Annotated in this window: 21 protein-coding genes; 7 read left to right on the forward strand and 14 right to left on the reverse strand. The window is 42.3% G+C overall.

What is annotated here, in order from left to right; translation table 11 throughout:
- Positions 1-252: 252 nt before the first annotated feature.
- The 3 genes from CZ367_RS11180 to pyrE form a co-directional block, all read right to left on the reverse strand.
- On the reverse strand, positions 253-828 hold the full coding sequence (locus CZ367_RS11180; protein WP_077196927.1) for a hypothetical protein: 576 nt from the start codon (positions 826-828) through the stop codon (positions 253-255).
- 121 nt (positions 829-949) lie between these two features.
- Complete coding sequence (locus tag CZ367_RS11185; RefSeq protein WP_077196928.1) at positions 950-1363, reverse strand: polyketide cyclase; 414 nt, start codon at positions 1361-1363, stop codon at positions 950-952.
- 24 nt (positions 1364-1387) lie between these two features.
- The gene (gene pyrE / locus CZ367_RS11190; RefSeq protein ID WP_077196929.1) at positions 1388-2020 is read right to left on the reverse strand and encodes an orotate phosphoribosyltransferase; all 633 of its coding nucleotides are present in this window, start codon (positions 2018-2020) and stop codon (positions 1388-1390) included.
- A gap of 280 nt (positions 2021-2300) precedes the next feature.
- On the opposite strand from pyrE, the gene CZ367_RS11195 reads away from it, so the two are divergent.
- A complete protein-coding gene (locus CZ367_RS11195) occupies positions 2301-2744 on the forward strand; it encodes a hypothetical protein (protein WP_144005984.1) in 444 nt (147 codons plus the stop codon).
- Between the two features lie 60 nt (positions 2745-2804).
- Here CZ367_RS11195 and CZ367_RS11200 read toward each other — a convergent pair whose 3' ends face one another.
- Genes CZ367_RS11200 through prmC form a run of 3 tightly spaced genes read right to left on the reverse strand, consistent with a single transcriptional unit; the run spans position 2805 to position 4859 of the window.
- Positions 2805-3503, reverse strand: a complete 699-nt coding sequence (locus tag CZ367_RS11200) for a ComF family protein (protein ID WP_077196931.1) — start codon at positions 3501-3503, stop codon at positions 2805-2807.
- Positions 3496-4005: a regulatory protein RecX gene (locus tag CZ367_RS11205; protein WP_077196932.1), complete on the reverse strand. Its 510-nt coding sequence runs from the start codon at positions 4003-4005 to the stop codon at positions 3496-3498. Before CZ367_RS11205 ends, CZ367_RS11200 begins: the two co-directional genes overlap by 8 nt.
- Positions 4002-4859: a peptide chain release factor N(5)-glutamine methyltransferase gene (gene prmC / locus CZ367_RS11210; RefSeq protein WP_077196933.1), complete on the reverse strand. Its 858-nt coding sequence runs from the start codon at positions 4857-4859 to the stop codon at positions 4002-4004. Before prmC ends, CZ367_RS11205 begins: the two co-directional genes overlap by 4 nt.
- A gap of 145 nt (positions 4860-5004) precedes the next feature.
- On the opposite strand from prmC, the gene ribD reads away from it, so the two are divergent.
- Complete coding sequence (ribD, locus tag CZ367_RS11215) at positions 5005-6060, forward strand: bifunctional diaminohydroxyphosphoribosylaminopyrimidine deaminase/5-amino-6-(5-phosphoribosylamino)uracil reductase RibD (protein ID WP_077196934.1); 1056 nt, start codon at positions 5005-5007, stop codon at positions 6058-6060.
- Here ribD and CZ367_RS11220 read toward each other — a convergent pair whose 3' ends face one another.
- The 3 genes from CZ367_RS11220 to CZ367_RS15575 are packed head-to-tail and all read right to left on the reverse strand — an operon-like array spanning position 6061 to position 7475.
- On the reverse strand, positions 6061-6399 hold the full coding sequence (locus CZ367_RS11220; protein ID WP_144005985.1) for a hypothetical protein: 339 nt from the start codon (positions 6397-6399) through the stop codon (positions 6061-6063).
- Positions 6400-6439: 40 nt separating this feature from the next.
- On the reverse strand, positions 6440-7318 hold the full coding sequence (locus CZ367_RS11225; protein ID WP_077196936.1) for a DMT family transporter: 879 nt from the start codon (positions 7316-7318) through the stop codon (positions 6440-6442).
- 13 nt (positions 7319-7331) lie between these two features.
- On the reverse strand, positions 7332-7475 hold the full coding sequence (locus tag CZ367_RS15575) for a hypothetical protein (protein ID WP_154669333.1): 144 nt from the start codon (positions 7473-7475) through the stop codon (positions 7332-7334).
- A 113-nt stretch (positions 7476-7588) separates the two neighbouring features.
- Here CZ367_RS15575 and pncB point away from each other — a divergent pair, with 113 nt between their 5' ends.
- Complete coding sequence (gene pncB, locus CZ367_RS11235; RefSeq protein ID WP_077197444.1) at positions 7589-8809, forward strand: nicotinate phosphoribosyltransferase; 1221 nt, start codon at positions 7589-7591, stop codon at positions 8807-8809.
- A gap of 274 nt (positions 8810-9083) precedes the next feature.
- On the opposite strand, the gene rnc is transcribed toward pncB, so the two are convergent.
- The 3 genes from rnc to CZ367_RS11250 form a co-directional block, all read right to left on the reverse strand.
- A complete protein-coding gene (gene rnc / locus CZ367_RS11240) occupies positions 9084-10085 on the reverse strand; it encodes a ribonuclease III (RefSeq protein ID WP_077196938.1) in 1002 nt (333 codons plus the stop codon).
- Positions 10075-11337 carry a beta-ketoacyl-ACP synthase II gene (fabF, locus tag CZ367_RS11245; RefSeq protein ID WP_077196939.1) on the reverse strand — a complete coding sequence of 421 codons (1263 nt, stop codon included), beginning with the start codon at positions 11335-11337 and terminating at the stop codon, positions 10075-10077. Before fabF ends, rnc begins: the two co-directional genes overlap by 11 nt.
- A 363-nt stretch (positions 11338-11700) precedes the next feature.
- A complete protein-coding gene (locus tag CZ367_RS11250) occupies positions 11701-11937 on the reverse strand; it encodes an acyl carrier protein (protein ID WP_077196940.1) in 237 nt (78 codons plus the stop codon).
- 400 nt (positions 11938-12337) lie between these two features.
- On the opposite strand from CZ367_RS11250, the gene CZ367_RS11255 reads away from it, so the two are divergent.
- Positions 12338-13765 (forward strand): IS5 family transposase, encoded by a 1428-nt coding sequence (locus CZ367_RS11255; protein WP_237581702.1) that lies wholly within the window; start codon positions 12338-12340, stop codon positions 13763-13765.
- Positions 13766-14367: 602 nt separating this feature from the next.
- Here CZ367_RS11255 and CZ367_RS11265 read toward each other — a convergent pair.
- Together CZ367_RS11265 and CZ367_RS11270 are read right to left on the reverse strand one after the other, a co-directional pair.
- Positions 14368-15132, reverse strand: a complete 765-nt coding sequence (locus CZ367_RS11265) for a UDP-2,3-diacylglucosamine diphosphatase (protein ID WP_077196942.1) — start codon at positions 15130-15132, stop codon at positions 14368-14370.
- Between the two features lie 117 nt (positions 15133-15249).
- Positions 15250-15570, reverse strand: coding sequence for a metal-sulfur cluster assembly factor (locus tag CZ367_RS11270; protein WP_077197445.1), 321 nt, complete (start codon positions 15568-15570; stop codon positions 15250-15252).
- Positions 15571-16025: 455 nt separating this feature from the next.
- Between CZ367_RS11270 and CZ367_RS11280 the strand changes: the two genes are divergently transcribed.
- The 3 genes from CZ367_RS11280 to CZ367_RS11290 all read left to right on the forward strand — a co-directional run bounded on the left by CZ367_RS11280 (position 16026) and on the right by CZ367_RS11290 (position 19569).
- Positions 16026-16496: an Lrp/AsnC family transcriptional regulator gene (locus tag CZ367_RS11280; RefSeq protein ID WP_077197446.1), complete on the forward strand. Its 471-nt coding sequence runs from the start codon at positions 16026-16028 to the stop codon at positions 16494-16496.
- A gap of 172 nt (positions 16497-16668) precedes the next feature.
- A complete protein-coding gene (locus tag CZ367_RS11285) occupies positions 16669-18534 on the forward strand; it encodes a membrane dipeptidase (RefSeq protein ID WP_077196944.1) in 1866 nt (621 codons plus the stop codon).
- A gap of 15 nt (positions 18535-18549) precedes the next feature.
- A complete protein-coding gene (locus CZ367_RS11290; protein ID WP_077196945.1) occupies positions 18550-19569 on the forward strand; it encodes a M28 family peptidase in 1020 nt (339 codons plus the stop codon).
- The last annotated feature ends 786 nt before the right edge of the window (positions 19570-20355 follow it).

Raw genomic sequence — 20355 nt, forward strand, 5'->3', positions numbered from 1 at the left:
TACATTTATTATCAGCTCTTATTACCCTATTTACTTAAGATGCAAAAATACAAAAATAAGGTTGAACCGCAAAGCCTTTATAAGACTTTAGATGCGGTTCAACCTTATTTTTACATTTTGTTTGTTGGGTTTAACACAAGTCGGTCATTAGACCAGTTTAGGTGCTTTTACCTCTATTTATGAAACTTATGAGATATTTTTTGTCTTATTTGTTGGGGTAAAGCCATATCTTATGTTTAATTTCATTCCATTTTAGTTTACCCTTAACAAGCCGTTCGGACCTGTTGTGCTGGCACGATAACGATATAGTGTTCTGCCTTTATCACCGCTAACGATGTTTCCGCCCGTGTTAAGGTTGTAAGTTCGTTTGCAATGGGTACAGGTGGCAATGCCTTGTGCATCTATCTTGAGTTCGTACGAACGAAGGGGATAGGCATCAGGAGTGAAACAATTAGGACACTGAAGGTCGTATGCATAGAAGCGGGCGGGGTTGTCAAGATTGCCATAACCTACTATCAATCCATTGTTCATACCGATGTGCAATTGGTTCTGAAGTCGCACATCAATGGCAGTAAACGGCTTTTCGGAAGCAAGTTTGTGATTGTTGGCAAACTGATAATAGTTTACCCCGCTCTTGTACTGGGTCTTAATGATGGTAAAGATGCCTGGCGACAGTGCATTCATAGCACTTGCAAGCGTTGCATCAAGATGAACGCTATTGTCTAACGTGAGATTTGAATGGTAGTCGGTATATTCGTATTCTACCTGATTGCCACACGCTGTAAACGCAACAAGGGCTATAAGGGTGTAAATCCAGTTCTTTATCATATTAATGGAATGGAGTTTTAGAATTTTCAGACTTGTCGGACGGGGGTTATTCGTCTGATAAGTCCATCAAATCTTTCTATTGACAAGCAATCGCTGCATTATTTATATTAGGGCATCATTCCTACTGATAAGGAATTATAGCCAACGCATCGGCTATCTTTTCGATACCTTCCTGAAGCGGACCTGATACCATTCCCTTTGCAAAGAAAGGTATATCGGCATCAATGGTCAGCTTCATCTTCGAGTTTTGCTCGTCTGTCGGGAGCATCTGAATCCAGAAGTTGAAGCCCATAGGCGAGTTTTCGCTTGCAAACTTGATGGTTTTAGGCTCTTCACGCTCAATGATACGCATCGAAACCTGCCCAACGGGTGGCACGCTAACAGAGATGGTGTCTTTATCGAAAGTCAAGTCCTTCAGCTTATCTCCAGGAATTTTGTCTTTTACACGTTCTATATTGGTAAGGTCGCTCAACATATTGTAAACACTCTGTTGAGGATAAGGAATTTGCTTTACGCTGCTTTCAAATTTACTCATTTACGATATTGTGAGTTTTAAATATTATCCTTTATAATTTGCAGGGTCTTTGCGCCATTCGTTAAGTGTCGCAACTTGCTCTTTGGTGATATACCCTGTCTCCACTGCCTTTTCCACCACGCTGTTGTAATCGGTCAGAGTTACGAGCTTCACACCTGCTTCTGCAAATGCCTTTTCTGCCACATCAAAGCCGTATGTGTACGATGCCACCATACCCACAACTTCGAAACCAGCCTCGCGCAATGCTGCCACTGCCTTCAAAGAAGAGCCGCCCGTAGAGATAAGGTCTTCTACTACTACCACCTTCGAACCCACTGGCAATTCGCCTTCTATCTGGTTTTTCATTCCGTGGTCTTTTGGTTTAGGACGCACGTATGCGTATGGCATAGCCAATTCGTCGGCCACGAGTGCGCCTTGAGCTATTGCTCCTGTTGCCACACCTGCAACGGCAGTAGCTTCAGGGAAATGCTTTAGAATAGCGTGGGTCAGTTCCAACTTCACAAACGAGCGAACATCGTGGAACGAAAGTGTCTTACGATTGTCGCAATAGAAAGGTGATAACCAACCGCTTGCCCAAGTGAAAGGGTCGTTGGGTTGCAACTTGATTGCTTTAATACCGAGCAGTTTGCCTGCAAATAACTTTTTTAAATCTTCCATTATATTGTTTTAACTTAATCTTATAATCTGCTGCGTGCTACTATCCCTATACAAAGAGATTACCAACGAATGCAATCCCAACTTGTCTGCAAATTGCTGCACGCAGCCATATCTTATGCAAAGATAAATAATATTCAAGTGAAGTGCAAAGCTAATTATATTTTTTTGTTGAAAAGATATTCAATTATCATCTTTTTTAAAACAATTCTTAAATGTAATAGATTGATTGAAAGTAAATTACTACATTTGTAATGTTCATCAATTTAAAATCATTAAGCTAATGAAAACAAAATTTTTCTTAAGTTGTGTATGTGCGTTTCTTATGAGTTTAAGCTCTTCAGCTCAAGACTTGAATACCTTTATCAGCAAGTATGAAGGCATAAAAGGTAGCAAACGAAAACAAGTAGCCGAACTTAACCTTGACACCTCCTTGCAGAAAGCAATGTTCGAATCATTTGCTAAAGCTTCAGGAAACAAGCAGGCGACTGACATAAAACCCACAAAAGGGTTTGAAAAAATAGACCTGCTTATTATTCCCGATAATGAACAAAAGCATTACGCTGATATTCAAAAGGATTTAGCAGTCTTTGCCAAGAATACCGAAAGCACTGCATCTGACAAAGGGCAGATGTCGTATTGGACTACTGAAAATGAAGTAATTACAGTAGTCTATAAGGAAGCCTTAAAGGTTACTTTGCTTTATAGTGCCAAGGTGAAAAGCTAAGGCTAAGTGCTATTATCATACTGCTATCAAGGTGGTGTTAAAGGCTCTTTGATAGCTTTTTTATTTTCCTTTTGTATGACAAAGCGAAAGCACACTTATTTTCACATCTTTAGCTTTCAATATCTCTTTGGCTAAGGCTGTTATCGTAGCTCCCGTAGTGATAACATCGTCTATCAAGAGCAGGTGTTTACCTTGCAAAAGATCAGGTCTGAGCAGGTGGAAAGCGTGTTCTACATTTTCATTGCGTTCACTACGCACCTTTTGGGTTTGACTTCCCTCAAACGAATTGCGCTTTACAGCTTTCTTTATAATAGGCAATCGTGTAACCAAACTCACGCCTTGAGCTATCATATCGCTTTGATTATAACCTCGTTGTAGCACTCTCTTGCGTGCAAGAGGTACTGAAACAATGGCATCAATGCCCTCGAAGAAGTCAGAATGTTGACATTCGTCAGCAAAGATTTGTCCCAATTCGATGCCCAACTCTGGTTGATTGCCATACTTCAGACTGTATATCATATTACTCGAAGGAGAGTTGGCTTGATAAAAGAAGAACGCTGCCGCCTTTTCGATAGGTATTCTGCCCCAAAACACTTTTGCCAATTCGTTTTCTAATGCGTCTTGGTGATAGTTAGTGCGAGGCAAAGTGAGGTTGCAAGCTCCACACAAAACGTGCTCGCTAATGCCCAATCGCTTCCCACACATCACACAAGCACGTGGCGCAATGAGGTCTATCAGTCTGCTCCAAATGCTAATCATCGGCTGTTATATCAAAATCAACATCATCTACCATTGTTGCATCGTCCACGCACTGTCGAATTAAGTCGATTGTGAAACCTCTTCCCATCGCAAACTTAATGAGCTTCATAGCTCGCTCATAGTCTGTTTCAGCCTTGATAGTCTTATACTTGCTTTTCATCAGTGGGCGCAACACCTCCAAATACTCCTCATCTTTCACCTCGTCCAATATAGGTTGCGAGATGCGTTTGTCTATCTTTTTAATCCATAACGCTTGTTCTATCTTCCTTCGCCCCCACTTGTTATAAGCTATCTTATCACGCACAAACGCCTGTGTAAAGCGTTCATCATCAATGTATTTTAAGTCGATAAGACGGTCAATAATACGCTCTTGCACCTCAGCTACCAATCCCCATTTGCGCATCTTTTCCGCTATCTCGCCCGAACAATGCTCGCTGCGAGCACAGAGGTCGCCCAACTTCCTCAATGCTTCTGCTTCCGTAACGGGTTTCTTTTGTATCATAACCATATAGCCTTTGTAAATCGTCTTTTACCGAATTGGTCTTCTTTCACCTCAATATGAACATATCCCAATTCGGACATCATTCCCACCACTTGTTCTATATAGCGCGGATTGGTCTCAAAGTACAATGCCCCACCTCGTTTCAGCGCCTTTTGTCCATACTTAGCAATGGCAGTATAAAACCGCAATGGGTCATCATTAGGCACAAAGAGAGCTGTGTCGGGTTCATAGTCCAACACATTTTGGTGCATCTCTGCTTGTTCGTCCATACATATATAAGGTGGATTGCTCACAATAACGTCAAACTGCCGTTTGTCTTCCGATGGATCGAGTGCGTCTTCCAACTCAAAGTTTACCCTTGCTTCCATCGCCATAGCATTTCTCCGAGCTATCAAGAGTGCGTCTCCAGATATATCCCAAGCCGTAACTTCAACGTTATCAATATCTTTTTGCAACGTAATGGCGATACAACCACTACCCGTCCCCACGTCCAACACCTGTAAGGGTTTAGGCGGTTGAAGTGCACAATAAGGTTGATTAAAGTCGGCTGCTATCCAACGGCACAACACCTCTGTCTCTATTCGTGGAATAAGTACGCCTTCTACCACATAAAACGTTCGTCCACAAAACATCGCTTCGCCCAAAACATACTGCACAGGTTCGCCTTTCTCTAATCGAGCTATTATTTTTTCGAGTTCAGCGTTGTCTTCTGCCGATAATTCACTAACTTTGCCTGTGTATATATCGGTAAGCGATAGTCCATAGCGACTTTCCAACACCGTGCGCACAATGGCTTTCGCTTCACCCAAGGGATAAAGCGGTGTAAGTCGTTCGTAAAGCGTTTGATACATCATAGATTTCTGATGGTTTATAATATGTAGGGGCTCGATTTATCGAGTTCCGCATACCCCACATTCAGTATTTGGAACTCGATAAATCGAGCCCCTACACCGCAGCAACTAAGCTGTTTTGATTTGCAAAGATAAACAATAAAACAATATGAAACAAGAAGAAATAGACGATATATATATGTACCGTTGTTTGCAGTTAGCAGCCAACGGTCGCCAACTTGCCAAGCCCAACCCTATGGTGGGGGCTGTAATCGTAAGCCAAGACGGCCGCATCATTGGCGAAGGCTACCACGTGCGTTGCGGAGAAGGACATGCCGAAGTGAACGCTTTCCGTTCTGTGCGTCCCGAAGACGAACACCTCTTGCCACAAGCCACCATCTATGTGAGCCTTGAGCCCTGTTCGCATCACGGCAAAACCCCTCCTTGTGCCGACCTCATTGTGCGCAAAGGCGTGCGCCGTGTGGTGTGTGGTTGCATAGACCCCTTTGCCGAAGTGCAAGGGCGAGGCATAGCACGCATACGCGAGGCAGGTATCGAGGTTAAAGTAGGCGTATTAGAAAAGGAATGTTTGGCACTAAACCGACAATTCATAGTGCGCAACAAACAGCACAGACCTTACATTATTCTGAAGTGGGCGCAAACCGACAATGGAAAGATAGCCTACTCTCCCACACGTAAACCCTATACACCACTGCAAATCTCTACACCTTTTACCAAAATGTTGGTACACAAACTGCGTGCCGAAAGCGATGCTATCCTTGTAGGAAATACCACACAAATGCTTGAAAATCCTCAACTCAACGTGCGTGAATGGAGCGGCAACCACCCTCAAAAGCTTGTTCTTTCGCACACACATACTGCTGATGATGGTATCACTATTCATTCTTTAGAAGAGGTTGTGCGGTTATCGAAAAAGTCGGACGGGTCAGATAAGTCAGACTGGGCTGACAATTCTGCCCAACCTAACAAAAGTCACTCACACCATACCATTCCTTCTCGTCCTATCACCTCACTTATTGTGGAGGGTGGTGCGCAAACCTTAGAAAGTTTTATTGCTCAAGGCTTATGGGACGAAATACGCATTGAGACTGCTCCTTTCAGCATTGCCGAGGGTATAGATGCCCCAGAGCTGCCTAAAAACGCTGTACTGCAAAGCATAGCCCACTACGAGAACACCATAAAGACCTATATGCGCTCAGAATAATCAAAAAAAAGGTGCACCACTTTCCATCTCTTTAAATTTAGGGTCGTATTCAGCAAGATACATTGGGTCTTGGTATACATTTTGGTTATAACGGTGAATTGCAATGCCTACCATTTGTTCAGGATAAGCATCACGCAACTCCTTCATACCTACCATTCCACGTGGACAGTTCATACAAAGTCTGCCTGTATTTTCTTCTACCAATACACCATGACGGAATACTCTTTCTAAAGTTTCCAATGTACCTGTACTTACAGTAGCATTGGTAGCATTAGGTTTGGTGAGGTCGGACCAGTCGGACCAGTCAGACAAGTCCGACCAGTCCGACCAATTTTCCACATCTTGCCCACACAACATTTGACGCTAACTCCTTAAAAAATCAACTTGCTTTCTTTTGTTTTAAAATAATCAATATTACGGCCGAGAGGATAAGAACAATACCTGAAGCAAGACGGAAAGTGAGGCTCTCGCCAAAAAGCAAACAACTGATAGCCACAGCAGTTACAGGTTCTAATGCGCCAAGAATAGACGATGCCGTGCTTCCAATAATGTTGATGGAAACATTCATACAATAGAGCGAAAGCAAAGTAGGGAACAATGCCAACTGAACGGAAAACAACCACTCTTCGGTTTCATCAAGTATTTGCAGCGGATCGCCCACAAACACCATATAACCCACTATGGTTAACCACCCGAAAAAAGTAATCCAAAAGGTGTATTTCACAGGCGACATCGTTATTTTAAACTGTTTTACATAGACAATATATAAGGCATAAAGCAGCGAAGAACCTAAGACGAGCAAAATACCTGTAAGACTTAACGTTGTGCCACCTTCACCCCGATAGAGCAAACCTATACCTATAATGGCAAGAAGAATGGAGAGTGCAGTGGCCCAAGTGATACGTTCGTGATAGAAAACCACCATCAACACAGCCGTGATAATGGGGTAAGAGAAAAGAATGGTAGAGGCTACACCTGCATTCATATAAAGAAAGCTAAGGAAAAGTAGCACCGACGAGATGCCACAAAACGAACCAAGGGTGGCAAACTTTATAGCGTGTCCTATCTTGATTTTGAAGCCTTCGCCTGTAAACAGCAGCCATACGGCAAACATCAGTGCAGCCATTCCATACCGATAAAAGAGCACATTGCCCGAAGAAAGTCCGTGTGCATACAGCGGAAGTGCACCTAAAGGGTTCGTTCCGTAAAAGATGGCAGCCAAAATTCCTGCCGTAAAGCCTTTAATGTTTTGATTCATAATTTTTTTAAGCTCAAGCTATGTGTAGATGATGATGGAAGATTTGCCAACCTAAATCAGACTTGTCCGACCAGTCCGACTCGTCCGACCAGTCCGACCCGTCCGACCCGTCCAACTCGTCCAACAAATCAGCCCCGACCAACAAAATTTCGTGCAAAGGTACACATTCTTTTGGTTTTATTGATGGGAAAGAACAAAGAGTAAAAAAAAATACGTACTTTTGCAAAAGTCTAACCATAGACTATGGTGTTAATCACAATGAAAAAATCTATGCAGCAAATTATAAAACATTTCACAGATAACGATGCTTACACCTTTAGCTGTCAGCATTATGTGTTGCAAACTTATCCTCGTGCAGAAGTAGAATATACCTTCTTTGACAGAAAAGATACAGTGTATCCTGAAGGATTTGCCGAACTCTTAAACGAGCAATTAGGATATATGCCCAACGTAATCATTACCGAGGAGGAAATAGCGTTTATGAAACGACGAATGTACTATCTGCCAGAATGGTACTTCACCTTCCTCCGTGGCTACCGTTTCGACCCTCACGAAGTGACGGTAACACAAGATGAAGCAGGCCATTTAGATGTGTCGGTACGTGGAAAGTGGTACTCTGCCATTATGTGGGAAATGCCCATACTCAGCATTGTGTCAGAATTGATGCACATATTGCGGGGCGATTTAGAGCATTACAACCTTGAACAAGAGCGCGAACGTTGCATAGAGAAAACCCAAAAGATACTCTCTAATGGGCTTATCCTTGGCGATATGGGCACAAGACGTCGTATGTCGTTCGACCATCATAGTATGATAATCCGCACAATGAAAGAGGTTTACGCACAAGGGGGCTATGATGACGAGCAAGGTCACCACACGTGGACAGGCAAATTTACAGGTACGAGCAATGTGTACTTAGCAATGAAGAACGACCTCTTGGCCATTGGTACGATGAGTCATCAGCTTATAGAGTTTGAAGAGAACGTTAGCGGCATCTTTGAATGTAATTTCAACGTGATGAAGAAGTTCAGTGACGTCTATGATGGCGACAATGGAATTTACTTGTACGATTGTTTTGGTGACAAGGTGTTCTTTGGCAACCTCTCAAAGCGTATGGCAATGATGTTTACAGGTTTGCGTGTAGACAGCGGAATAGAAGAAGAACAGATAGAAAAGATTATCGCTAAATATCAGTCGTTGGGTATCGACCCTGCTACAAAGCAAGTAGTTTTCAGCAACGGACTTAATATTGAGCGTGCCATAGAGTTACACAAATATGTCAACGGACGTGTAAAAGATAGTTATGGTATGGGTACTTTCCTCACGTGTGATGTAGAGAACGTGAAGCCAATGAATATTGTTGTGAAGCTCACACGTATGCGCATTACCGAGAAACGTGAATGGCACGACTGTGTAAAACTATCGTGCGACAAGGGAAAGACCGTGGGTAATCCTGAAAAATGTGAATATTTGCTGAAGCTAATCGGCTAATATTAGCATCGAACTAAGCATAATAAAAGGGCGTAATTTTGCACTTTTCGCTTCTATAAACCTAAAATAGGGAGATAGAAGATAGAAACATAAAGTGGAAAATTAAGCCCTTTTGCTTTTTGATAATCAAGCCCCTACACTACAGCAACAAAACTATTGGCTTTTAAGTCCTAAGCGAGGAACGAGCGATAACTCCTTTTAACTCCCCTAACTCCTAAAAGAACTCCTCTAACTCCTTGATAAGCGGAACTCGGTGAACCGAGCCCCTACCCTTTTACTCAAAAGCTTTTGCTTCTGCAGCCTCAACAATGTTTTCTCTTTCTACAATGTGTTCGGCAGCTTCGCTTATTTCTTCTTTGATGATAGATGCAGCTATTGGAGTTTCTATATCAACCGCTGGCGCATTGTTGATAGCCTCATCACCTGCCAAAGTAGTTACGGGTGCAGCTACAAGATGGGTATCTAACCCCTCTTCGTATTCAGCTTTTTCGGTATTTTCCTGCAATCGTTGCTCCTTTGCAGCATATATCTTGTCAGCGTAATACGCCTCTTTGCGAATAGCGTGATAGGTGATGCGAGCCGCTTCTTGCTGACTTTCTTTCTTTGTATAACCATAGCCTTCGCCACACGAGATGCCTTCTGCCACTACCTTATATCTGAATGTAGGGTTGCCGTCTTTATCTTTAACGTTCTCAATAAGCTCAAAATCGAGTTGTACCTTGTTCTTCTGACTCCATTCTAATAGCTTCGACTTAAAATTCATTTCCTTATAAGCCACCTTATTGATGTTGATGCGATTGCCCAAAATCTGCTTTTGCATAAACTGCATACACGCCATATAGCCGTGATCAAGGTATAACGCACCCACTAAAGCCTCGAAAGCATTGCCGCCGAGGTAACTATTATGAGAAGAAGAGTGACCGTTTGACAATACCAACTCAGTAAGTCCTAACTCTTTTGCCAACCTATTCAATGTGTCACGTTGCACTATCTTTGAGCGTGTGTTGGTGAGAAATCCCTCACGCTTTCCAGGGAAATGCGCATAAACAATGTCGCCAACGACTGCATCAAGTATTGCATCGCCAAGAAATTCTAAGCGTTCATTGTTTACAGGCTTACCTTTGTTGTTGCGACGTGCTACGCTTTTGTGTAAAAGAGCTGTTTTGTAGTAGTCAATATTGTGAGGTAGCACCCCAATAATTCGGTATAAAGCCAAATAAAGCTCCTTCTCCTTTCGGAAAGGGAGCTTTATTCGGTCGATTATCTTATTCAGCATACTTCTTGAATATCACACAAGCGTTGTGCCCACCGAAGCCGAAAGTGTTGCTAAGAGCAGCACGCACTTCACGCTTCTGCGCCTTATTGAAGGTAAAGTTCAAATTGTAATCCAATTCAGCATCTTTATCCTCGTCCTCGTGATTGATAGTTGGAGGAATGATGTCGTTCTGTACAGCCAATACACAAGCCATAGCTTCCACTGCACCAGCCGCACCAAGCAAGTGACCTGTCATACTCTTTGTAGACGAGATGTTGAGCTTGTAAGCAGCATCGCCAAACAATTGTACGATAGCCTTAGCTTCTGAAACATCGCCCACAGGAGTTGATGTGCCGTGAACATTGATATAGTCGATGTCTTCAGCCTTCATTTGAGCATCGTCAAGGGCAGCTTGCATTACCAAGTGTGCGCCCAAGCCTTCAGGGTGTGAAGCTGTAATGTGATGAGCGTCAGCCGATGCGCCTTCGCCTACGAGCTCTGCATAAATCTTAGCACCACGTGCCTTAGCGTGTTCCAACTCTTCAAGGATTAAGCAGCCTGCACCTTCACCCATAACAAAGCCGTCGCGGCTTGCCGAGAATGGACGTGAAGCACGTGTAGGGTCGTCGTTGCGAGTTGAAAGGGCGTGCATAGCGTTGAATCCGCCTACCCCACCTGGGGTAATAGCTGCCTCTGCACCACCGCTAACAATCATATCGGCTTTGCCCAAGCGGATAAGGTTGAAAGCTGTACCCAATGCGTTTGTACTTGAAGCACAAGCCGAAGTGGTGGTAAAGTTAGGGCCGTGGAAACCGAAACGGATACTGATGTGACCTGAAGCAATGTCGGAAATCATCTTAGGAATGAAGAATGGATTAAACTTAGGTCCCATTTCTTCGTGTTTAGCATAATTGCCTATTTCTTCTTCAAAGGTCTTTATACCACCGATACCCACACCGTAAACTACGCCAATACGATTTTTGTTGGCTGTTTCAAGGTCGATGCCGCAGTCTTGAATACCCTGAATGGCACTAATCATTGCCAATTGGGTGTAGCGGTCGAGCTTGCGAGCTTCCTTGCGGTCGATGTAATCATTTATATTGAGGTCTTTCACTTCGCACGCAAACTTAGTCTTAAAGTTTGCTGTATCGAAATGAGTAATAGGTCCAGCACCACTTTTTCCTTCCAACATAGCCTTCCAAGTGTCTTCAGCATTGTTGCCCAATGGTGTCACTGCGCCCAAACCTGTTACTACTACTCTTTTTAGTTCCATTAATCTATGAATTTAATGTTTATAAAGTTAGGACATTTTGCTTCGTTTTGACATTCAAAACTCAGGTTGTCCCACTATCTTTTCTTTTTAGGCGAACATTGATATTGCTCACCTTTGGTGATTGTTTGCCTTGAAATATCCCATTTCTATGCAAACAAATAAGGAGTTAAGCTAATGTTCCACATCTATGTATCCCATAAAAGAGCTGCATAATTGCAAAACGATTGGCTTAACTCCTTAATTTTCTTATGCCATTACTATTTTCGTAATTGAAAAAACTTAGAATGATATAAGTTTATTACTAATGAATAAGAATGGGCGTTGCTCTCGTAAAGAAAGCCCTATCCCATAAATTGCTTATTCTTACTTAGCGTTTTCTTCAATGTAAGAAATAGCATCGCCTACTGTAGCGATCTTTTCAGCCTTATCGTCTGGAATAGAGATACCGAATTCCTTTTCGAACTCCATAATGAGCTCTACTGTATCCAAAGAGTCAGCGCCGAGGTCGTTTGTGAAGCTTGCTTCTGGCTTAACTTCTGCCTCATCTACACCAAGTTTATCTACGATAATTGCCTTTACCTTTGATTCAAATTCTGACATAATTGTAAGTTTTAAAATGTTTTATTATACTTTCAAATCTAAAATTCAGCTGCAAAGGAAAGATAAATTTTCCAAGTACGCAAATTTTTGAGTTAAAAAAGTAACCAATTATGCACAAACCCTATATGGTTGTGCATAAATTTAGGGCTTTTTATAGCTCTATCTACACAAAAAGTAAAATTATGGGTTATCTTTTTGGCTTTCAGTCGCTGTCGGTAAATCACTAAACCTTAAATATAACACAAGCAATGATACAAAGCCCGAAAAACACTACTTTTACTATATAGTCTCCCCTTGAAAAGTATTTAACCATCTGGTTATCAATAAAATAATCGTTCTCAAACTTGCATATTTCTACAAAGTTTTGTATCTTTGTATAGTAAAATCTTGCAATTCAACGATGTATAAATCTCCATCCAAAGTCCGTCAGGCATCATTATTCTGGGATCTTGAGACAATGCTCTCTCCCAAGAATTCCCTGTACAAGTTAGCCAATCTGATTGATTGGAATCTGTTTGAGCAGTCTTTTGCCCCTCTTTACAGCAAGGACACTGGCCGTATGGCCAAGCCCATCCGTCTGATGGTCGGTCTGCTGATCTTGAAACACCTTCGTGACGTTTCAGACGAGAGCGTCGTGGAGCAGTTCTCGGAGAACGCCTACTTCCAGTATTTTTGCGGGATGGAGGCATTCCGCACCGACGCTCCCTGCGTTCCCACCGAGCTTGTCGAGTTCCGCCGTCGCATCGGTGAATCTGGCATGGAGCTGATACTCAAGGAAAGCATCCGCATCAATCTTTTAATCGGCGACCACAGAAAAGAGGAGATGCAGGGGAAAGACGGCAAGGATGGACGTGGACGCAAGCCCGATGCGGAGCATACCGCATTCATCGACACGACGGTGCAGGAGAAGAACGTGACCTTCCCCACGGACTCGAAACTCCTGAACAAGGTGATAGCCTTTTGCCACAGCGTGGCGGAGAAGGAAAACCTCAAGGTCCGCCAGAGCTATGCCAAGGAGATAAAGGAACTGAAGCTCGTTCAGCGCTTCAGGGGTAGGAAGAACAGCAAGGCCAAAGTCAGGAAGGCCGACAAGCGGATGCGCACCATTGCGGGCAGGTTGCTCAGGGAGCTGCTTCGCCTGCTGCCCGATAGAAATGCCTACCAGAAGCGGATTGACATCTGCATGAGGCTTGTCAACGGCGAGCGGTTGGACGGCCATAAGATCTACTCGCTTCACGAGCCAGACGTGCTTTGTATCAGCAAGGGAAAAGAGGGCAAGAAGTACGAGTTCGGCAACAAGGTTTCCATCGTCAGACTATGGGACGGACTCATCATCGGCGCGCTGTCATTCCGCAATGAGTATGACGGCCATACGATAGACAAGGCAATGGAGCAGGTCAGGCGGCTGTATGACAGGAAAATAAAAACACTTGCCTGCGACAGGGGATACCGAGGACAAAGTATGAGCGGGCAGACACAAATCATAATTCCGGACACGCCCAAGAAAACAGACTCACGGTACGCCAAGAACAAAAAGCACAAACTCTTCCGCAAGCGGGCAGGAATAGAGCCTGTCATTGGCCACTGCAAGGCAGACCACCGGTTGGGGAGGAACTTCTACAAGGGTCTCTTCGGAGACTCCATCAATGTCATGCTTGCAGCTGCAGCATTTAACTTCAAAAGAGCCATGAGGCTTCTTTTGTGCCTAATTGAAAGAGTGATTATGTGGTGCTGTGGAAGACAAGAATTAAATTTTCAACACCAATTCTTCCCGCAGGGCTATATGAAAAAATGCGATGTCGCCTTTTTGAGGGTCGACTATATATAATAAGGTGGAAAGCGAGCTTAAACTACAAAAAAACTGATAATGAAACATTATAAATATTCGAAACAAGGAATAATTGATGGTAGCCGAAAAACAGAACAATTACTTTTTGAACATCAACCTAAAAAATGCAATTGGTAACTTATTGATAATAAAACACTTACAAAAGCGTTCCAATACATATATGTTTTACCACCCAAAATATATATGTATTGGCGTATCAAAGTTGAACTTGGGGAAGCTCAAACATATATGTTTTGGAAACAAAAGATGGATGTATGATTTGGAAGAGATGGAAGGAAGAAATATAAAACAATAAAATATAGGGATAAAAAAAGAAAAGGTAATTGTCATCTCGACAACCACCTTTTTGACTAAACTTAATCTACAAACCTGAGTTTTATTCTAAATGATGAATTTCTATCCAATCTTATTAATTTTCAAAATTCAACATCGGGTTAGCTTATCTTGAAGTTTCCCCGATAAAGCTTTTATGTTGCAAATATACTAAAAGTATATTAATTGTACAAATTCTTTTAGTGAAAAGTTTTAATAATTCAGTAAAAATCTTACTTTTAACGCATTTTCGCACAATTTTGTTCTATTTATGGTTTACTTTCACCTTCTACATAGTCTTCTAAGAACAGGTGTTCGCCATCGAAAACAGCGTATGTAAACTGCCAAATCCAGTCGCCTAAGATTATCATTCGTGTGGTATCGTTGAGCGGAAGGTCGAGCTTGATGTGTCGATGTCCATAAATAAAGAAGTCAATGTCCTTGTGCTGCGCCATATATTCTTTGGTATAACGCACCAAATATTCTTTGTCTTCGCCAAGGAATGGCATTTCCTTGCCGTCTTCGCGCTTCATACGACTCTTCTTTGCCCAATTCAGCCCTAACTGCATACCCCACCAAGGGTGCACAAAGTTGAGCAATCGCTGGCAAGCCCTGTTGTGGAACACGCGTCTAAGGATTTTAAATAAGGGGTCGGGGTCGCCCAATCCATCGCCGTGGGCAAGATAGAACACCTTGTCGCTTATCTCTGTGGTGATGTCTTTGCGGTGGAGAATTACGCCACATTCTTGTTCAAGATACCCATAGGTCCATATATCGTGATTGCCAATGAAGTAGTGCACCTCTACGCCCATATCGGTCAATTCCGAAATCTTGCCCAAAAAGCGTGTGTAACCTTTAGGCACAACGTATGCGTATTCGTTCCAGAAGTCGAACATATCGCCCAACAGATAAACAGCACTTGCCTTGTGCTTTATACTATCAAGGAAGTTCACCAATCGGCGTTCGTGTGTACGCTTGTGCTCGATGGCTAATGAGCCAAGATGAGCATCTGAAAGGAAATATACATTCATCATACTTGGGAGGTGTTAAGATGTTGTGTTGGGCGCACAATATCGGTTTTTAATTTAACCCAATTTGTTTTTTAAACTAAATAAGGTCAACTTTATATTGTCTCAATATGCGAATTGGGATCAATCAAAACCCAATTCTACACGTGCCTCTTCGGACATCATACTTTGATCCCATACGGGTTCGAATACAAGATTGATGTTGGCACACTTCACACCCTTAACGCTTTCCACCTTTGTGCGTACGTCTTCAAAGATGAAGTCTGCAGCTGGGCACGATGGCGATGTAAAGGTCATATCCATATCGAGCGACCCATCGTCCTGCATATCTATCTTGTAAATCATTCCTAAGTCGTAGATATTCACAGGTATTTCGGGGTCATAAACGGTCTTCAACACCTCTACAATATCTTCTTGTATCTTGTTTTTCTCTTCTTGTGTCATATCGTTATCTGTTTTTAAGTTCTTTTTTGTGCCGTCTAACTTATAGAAAGAAAGTATCAACGAACGTATTTTTTAATGTAGGGGCTCGATTTATCGAGTTCCTTATGGTAAAGATTAGGTGTTTTGAACTCGATAAATCGAGCCCCTACACCTTGCCGAGTGCAGCCTATCTTATGCAAAGATAATGAAATAATTTCACATTAAAGATATATAATGTTGAAAAATAATAGAAAGAAAATGAAGTGTAAAATATCGAAAAACCACTGTAAATATTTATAAATTCAATATTCTTGGCACGTTCAAACTGTAAAAAAACTACAAAAAACAAACAAAATGCACGGTTTAATACATTTTTTTGTTCCTTTTTGTTGCTCAATTCATTTATAATGTCTAATTTTGCTTTCACTTTGTAACAATAATCTTCTTGCGTAAGGCAAATTCTAAACCTAATGAAAATGGACAAAATAGACAAATTAGACAAAAAGATACTCGGTATCTTGTCACACAACGCACGTATTCCTTTCAAAGATGTAGCTGCAGAATGTGGCGTTTCGCGTGCAGCAATCCATCAACGTGTTCAGCATCTCATCGAAAATGGTGTCATCACAGGCAGCAGTTTCTCTATCAACCCTAAAAGTTTGGGCTATACCACTTGCACCTATGTGGGTCTAAACCTTGAGCGTGGCTCTATGTACAAGGAAGTAGTGGAGCGCATCAACAAAATTCCTGAAGTGATAGAGTGTCACTTTACAACAGGTCCTTATACCAGTTTGGTGAAGCTTTATGCCAAAGACAACGAACAACTGATGGACTTGCTCAACAATAAGTTGCAAACTATCCCAGGTGTAATGTCTACCGAAACACTTATTTCGTTAGAGCAAAGCATTAAGAGAGAAATACCTGTAGCAGGTGAAGAGGAAGAATAAAGGCTGGTTCACAATAAATATATAGATACGAAAACGATAAAACAAAAACTTATAAAACCATTAGTAGCTATTCGACTAAGATATAACGCTAAAGCAAAAGCTATTATTTATTAGCAAAATAACCGTTGACCTCTTGATGCTGAAACGTAGTATTGAAAAAAAGTAAATAACAATGAATTACAATATTGATGCTTACTTGGAAAAGGTGTACGATGCCTTTCCAGAAAGCAATCATCAACCCATAATAGGACTTGTTACCAACTATAATGATGTTGACGCAACAATTCGTGAGGTCTATTATAAGCAAGTAGTAGATGCTGGAGCTACACCTTTGCTCATCCCGCCTATCAACGATGGACGTTTGTTAACAAATATCCTCGACAAGATAGACGGACTGATACTTACTGGTGGGGCTGATGTCAACCCGCTTTGGGTGGGCGAAGAACCTGTAAGAGGGCTAAGCAATATCAATGCAAAGCGCGATTTATCCGAACTTCTTATTACTCGATTGGCTTTCAATCGTCAAATTCCAATCCTCGGAATATGTCGTGGTATTCAGGTTTTGGCTATGGCTTTAGGTGGCAAAAACCAACAGCACATCTACGATCCTTATATAGAAGTGGAGGAAACTGTAGAGAAAAAGCTTGCCAAAGCAAAGAGTATCACAACCTTGCACGCAGCCAAACTGAAACATTCGCAAGATGCTCCGAAGAACGAAGCTACACACAGCGTACGTGTAGAACAAGGTTCGGTGCTACATTCTATCTATAATGAAGATACCATCTATGTAAATTCGTTCCACCATCAGGCTGTGAGCGACCCTGGGAAACGATTTAAGGTAACAGGAACAGCCACCGATGGCGTGATAGAATGTATAGAAAGCACAGAGTTGAAGCCTATCCTCGGTGTGCAATGGCACCCAGAATGGATGGAGGAAGAGGGATTGAAGCTCTTCCAATGGCTCGTAAATGAGGCTGAGAACTTCAAACTTGCCAAGCGTTTGCACAACAAAATTCTTACTTTAGATACACATTGCGACACACCTATGTTCTTCCCTCAAGGGGTGGAATTTGGAAAGCGCGACCCTCGTATATTGTACGATCTCCATAAAATGAGCGAAGGCAGACAAGACGCAGTTACAATGGCGGCTTACTTGCCACAACCTCGCATTGGCGAAACCTTCTCGTCAAAGATAGATATAGAAGGTCTGAAAAAGTTCAATCCTGAACTCTCTGAGGTGTTAGACAACCTCAGTCCCGAAAAATACACCAATCTTATATTCGATAAAATAGAAAAGATAGTGAAGCAAAACAGCAGCTATCTCTCTATTGCACGTACACCTTCCGACCTTTATGAGGACAAGCGAAAGGGCAGAAAAAGCATTATGTTTGCCATTGAGAATGGACTTGCATTGGAGCATAAGATAGAGAATGTAAAGCATTTTGCACAACGTGGTGTAACTTACATTACGCTCTGTCACAATGGCGATAACGACATTTGCGACTCGGCACGTGGAAGTAATATGCACGGAGGTGTGAGCAAATTCGGCATAGAGGTAATACAGGAAATGAACAAGAATGGCATTATGGTAGACCTAAGCCACGGCGGAGAAAAGAGTTTCTACGATGCTTTGGAAATTAGTAGCGTACCTATTGTTTGCAGCCATTCCAATTCAAAAGCCTTATGCGATGTTCCTCGCAATCTCACCGACGACCAAATGCGTGCCTTGGCTAAAAAGGGGGGTGTAGCACACACAACTTTGTTCAGCGGATTTTTACGTAAAAGCGTCCATGCAAACATTTTAGACGTGATAAACCACCTTGAACACGCCATCAAAATTATGGGTATCGACCACGTAGGTATAGGTACCGACTTCGATGGCGACGGCACTGTGCACGGAATGGCTGATGCAAGCGAAATGATAAACTTAACCAAGCACTTGTTAAAACGCAGATACAGCGAACGCGACATTGAAAAAATATGGGGCGGAAACTGGCTTCGTGTAATGGCACAAGTACAAGCTGCAAGGAAAAAATAACAAACCAAAAAGACTATGAATTCGAAACTAAAATTGATAATAGGTTGTGCTATGATGACTGCCGTAACAAGTTTTGCGTGCAGTTGTAAGGGTCAGAAGGGTGGAGAAACTACCGAAACCACCGACTCGACAAGCATCGCAAAACCTGTAGGACCTAAGTTTAATCCCGACTCGGCATACGCTTTCACAGCTGCACAATGCGATTTCGGACCTCGTGTAATGAACTCTGCTGCCCACGATAAGTGCGAAGCGTGGATTATCAGCAAGTTTAAGCAGTATGGGTGTGAAGTGCAAACACAGAAAGCCGACCTCAAAGGCTATGATGGAACTACACTGAAAGCTACCAATATTATAGCTTCGTTCAATCCAAAGGCACAGCGTCGCATTATGCTTTGCGCACACTGGGACAGCCGTCCTTGGGCTGACAACGACCCCGACTCTACTAATCACCGCAAACCTGTTATGGCTGCCAACGATGGGGCATCAGGTGTGGCAGTGATGATAGAGATAGCTCGACAGTTGCAAGCAGATAGCAGCCTGAATGTAGGTGTAGACTTTATCTGTTTCGATGCGGAAGATTGGGGCGTTCCACAGTGGGAAACAGCACAGCAAGGGAGCGAGAACAGTTGGGCATTGGGCGCACAATACTTCTCTAAAAACCTCCCTCAAGGCTACCAACCCGAATTTGGCATTCTCTTGGATATGGTAGGTGGAGAAGGCGCACAATTCTTTAAGGAAGGCATCTCAAAGCGTTACGCCCTCAATATTGTAGATAAGGTATGGGAAGCAGCCAGAACAGCAGGCTACGAAAGCTATTTTCCTACGGCAGAAGGTGGTATGATAACCGACGACCACGTGCCCATCAATCAGAATGCAAATATCCCTACAATCGACATCATTCCGTATTATGCCGATTGTCAGCAAAGCAATTTTGGTCCTACGTGGCACACCATAAACGACACGATGGAGCATATAGACAAGAACACATTGCTTGCCGTGGGGCAAACCGTAATACAAGTGCTCTACTCGCTCTAAACATAGAGAAACTTCACCTTACATAGGCTGGTTCTATAAATTACCACCGCATATAGTCATTAAATTTTTATGAAATACGTTTTGTTATCTTTTGGCTTCTTTTTGGTTCAAAATGTAAGTTCGTTCAGTCGTGTAGCTCGCTACACTCCTTCACTCTCTTGCATTTTGACCTCAAAAATAAGCTCAAAATCTAACAAAGCTAATTTATAGAACCAGCCTATAATAAGGAGGCACCTTTTAGGTTTCTATTCATAGAACCTAAAAGATGCCTTTTTTCGGCTCTATAGGTTAAGGTTCTAAAATAGAACAATCGGAGAAAACAAGTGAAAACCGAATATAACGACATTTAGACCAATGAAAACAAAATATGAGTAGTTTTATAACCATTTATCTATCAACGAGTTATAAACACGAAAATATAAGTTTCCCAAAGTTCAACTTTGAGCGTGCAAAACATATATGTATTAGGTGGCAAAAGTTGAACTTTGGGAAGCTCATACCTATATGTTTTACAGCCTCAAAGTTATGGTTTGGAATTTAGAACATTATGCTATTAAGACCTAAAAATCGTTGCTGAAGAAGAATAGAACAATCATAAACCCAAATCAATCATTAGCCCGCAAAGGCTTTTTAAAGCGTTTAGCTGTTATGCTTTTCTTCGTCTTTGCACCTTATTTTGGCTCTTTTCGTTTGTTTTTTCAGTTGTTTAGCTCGCTAAACGTCTTCAAAAACAACCAAAAATAGCTCAAAATAAGTGCACAAATCTCGAAGAAGTCTAACGACCGA

It is taken from the genome of Prevotella ihumii (genome assembly GCF_900155655.1).
Taxonomy (GTDB): Bacteria; Bacteroidota; Bacteroidia; order Bacteroidales; family Bacteroidaceae; genus Prevotella; species Prevotella ihumii.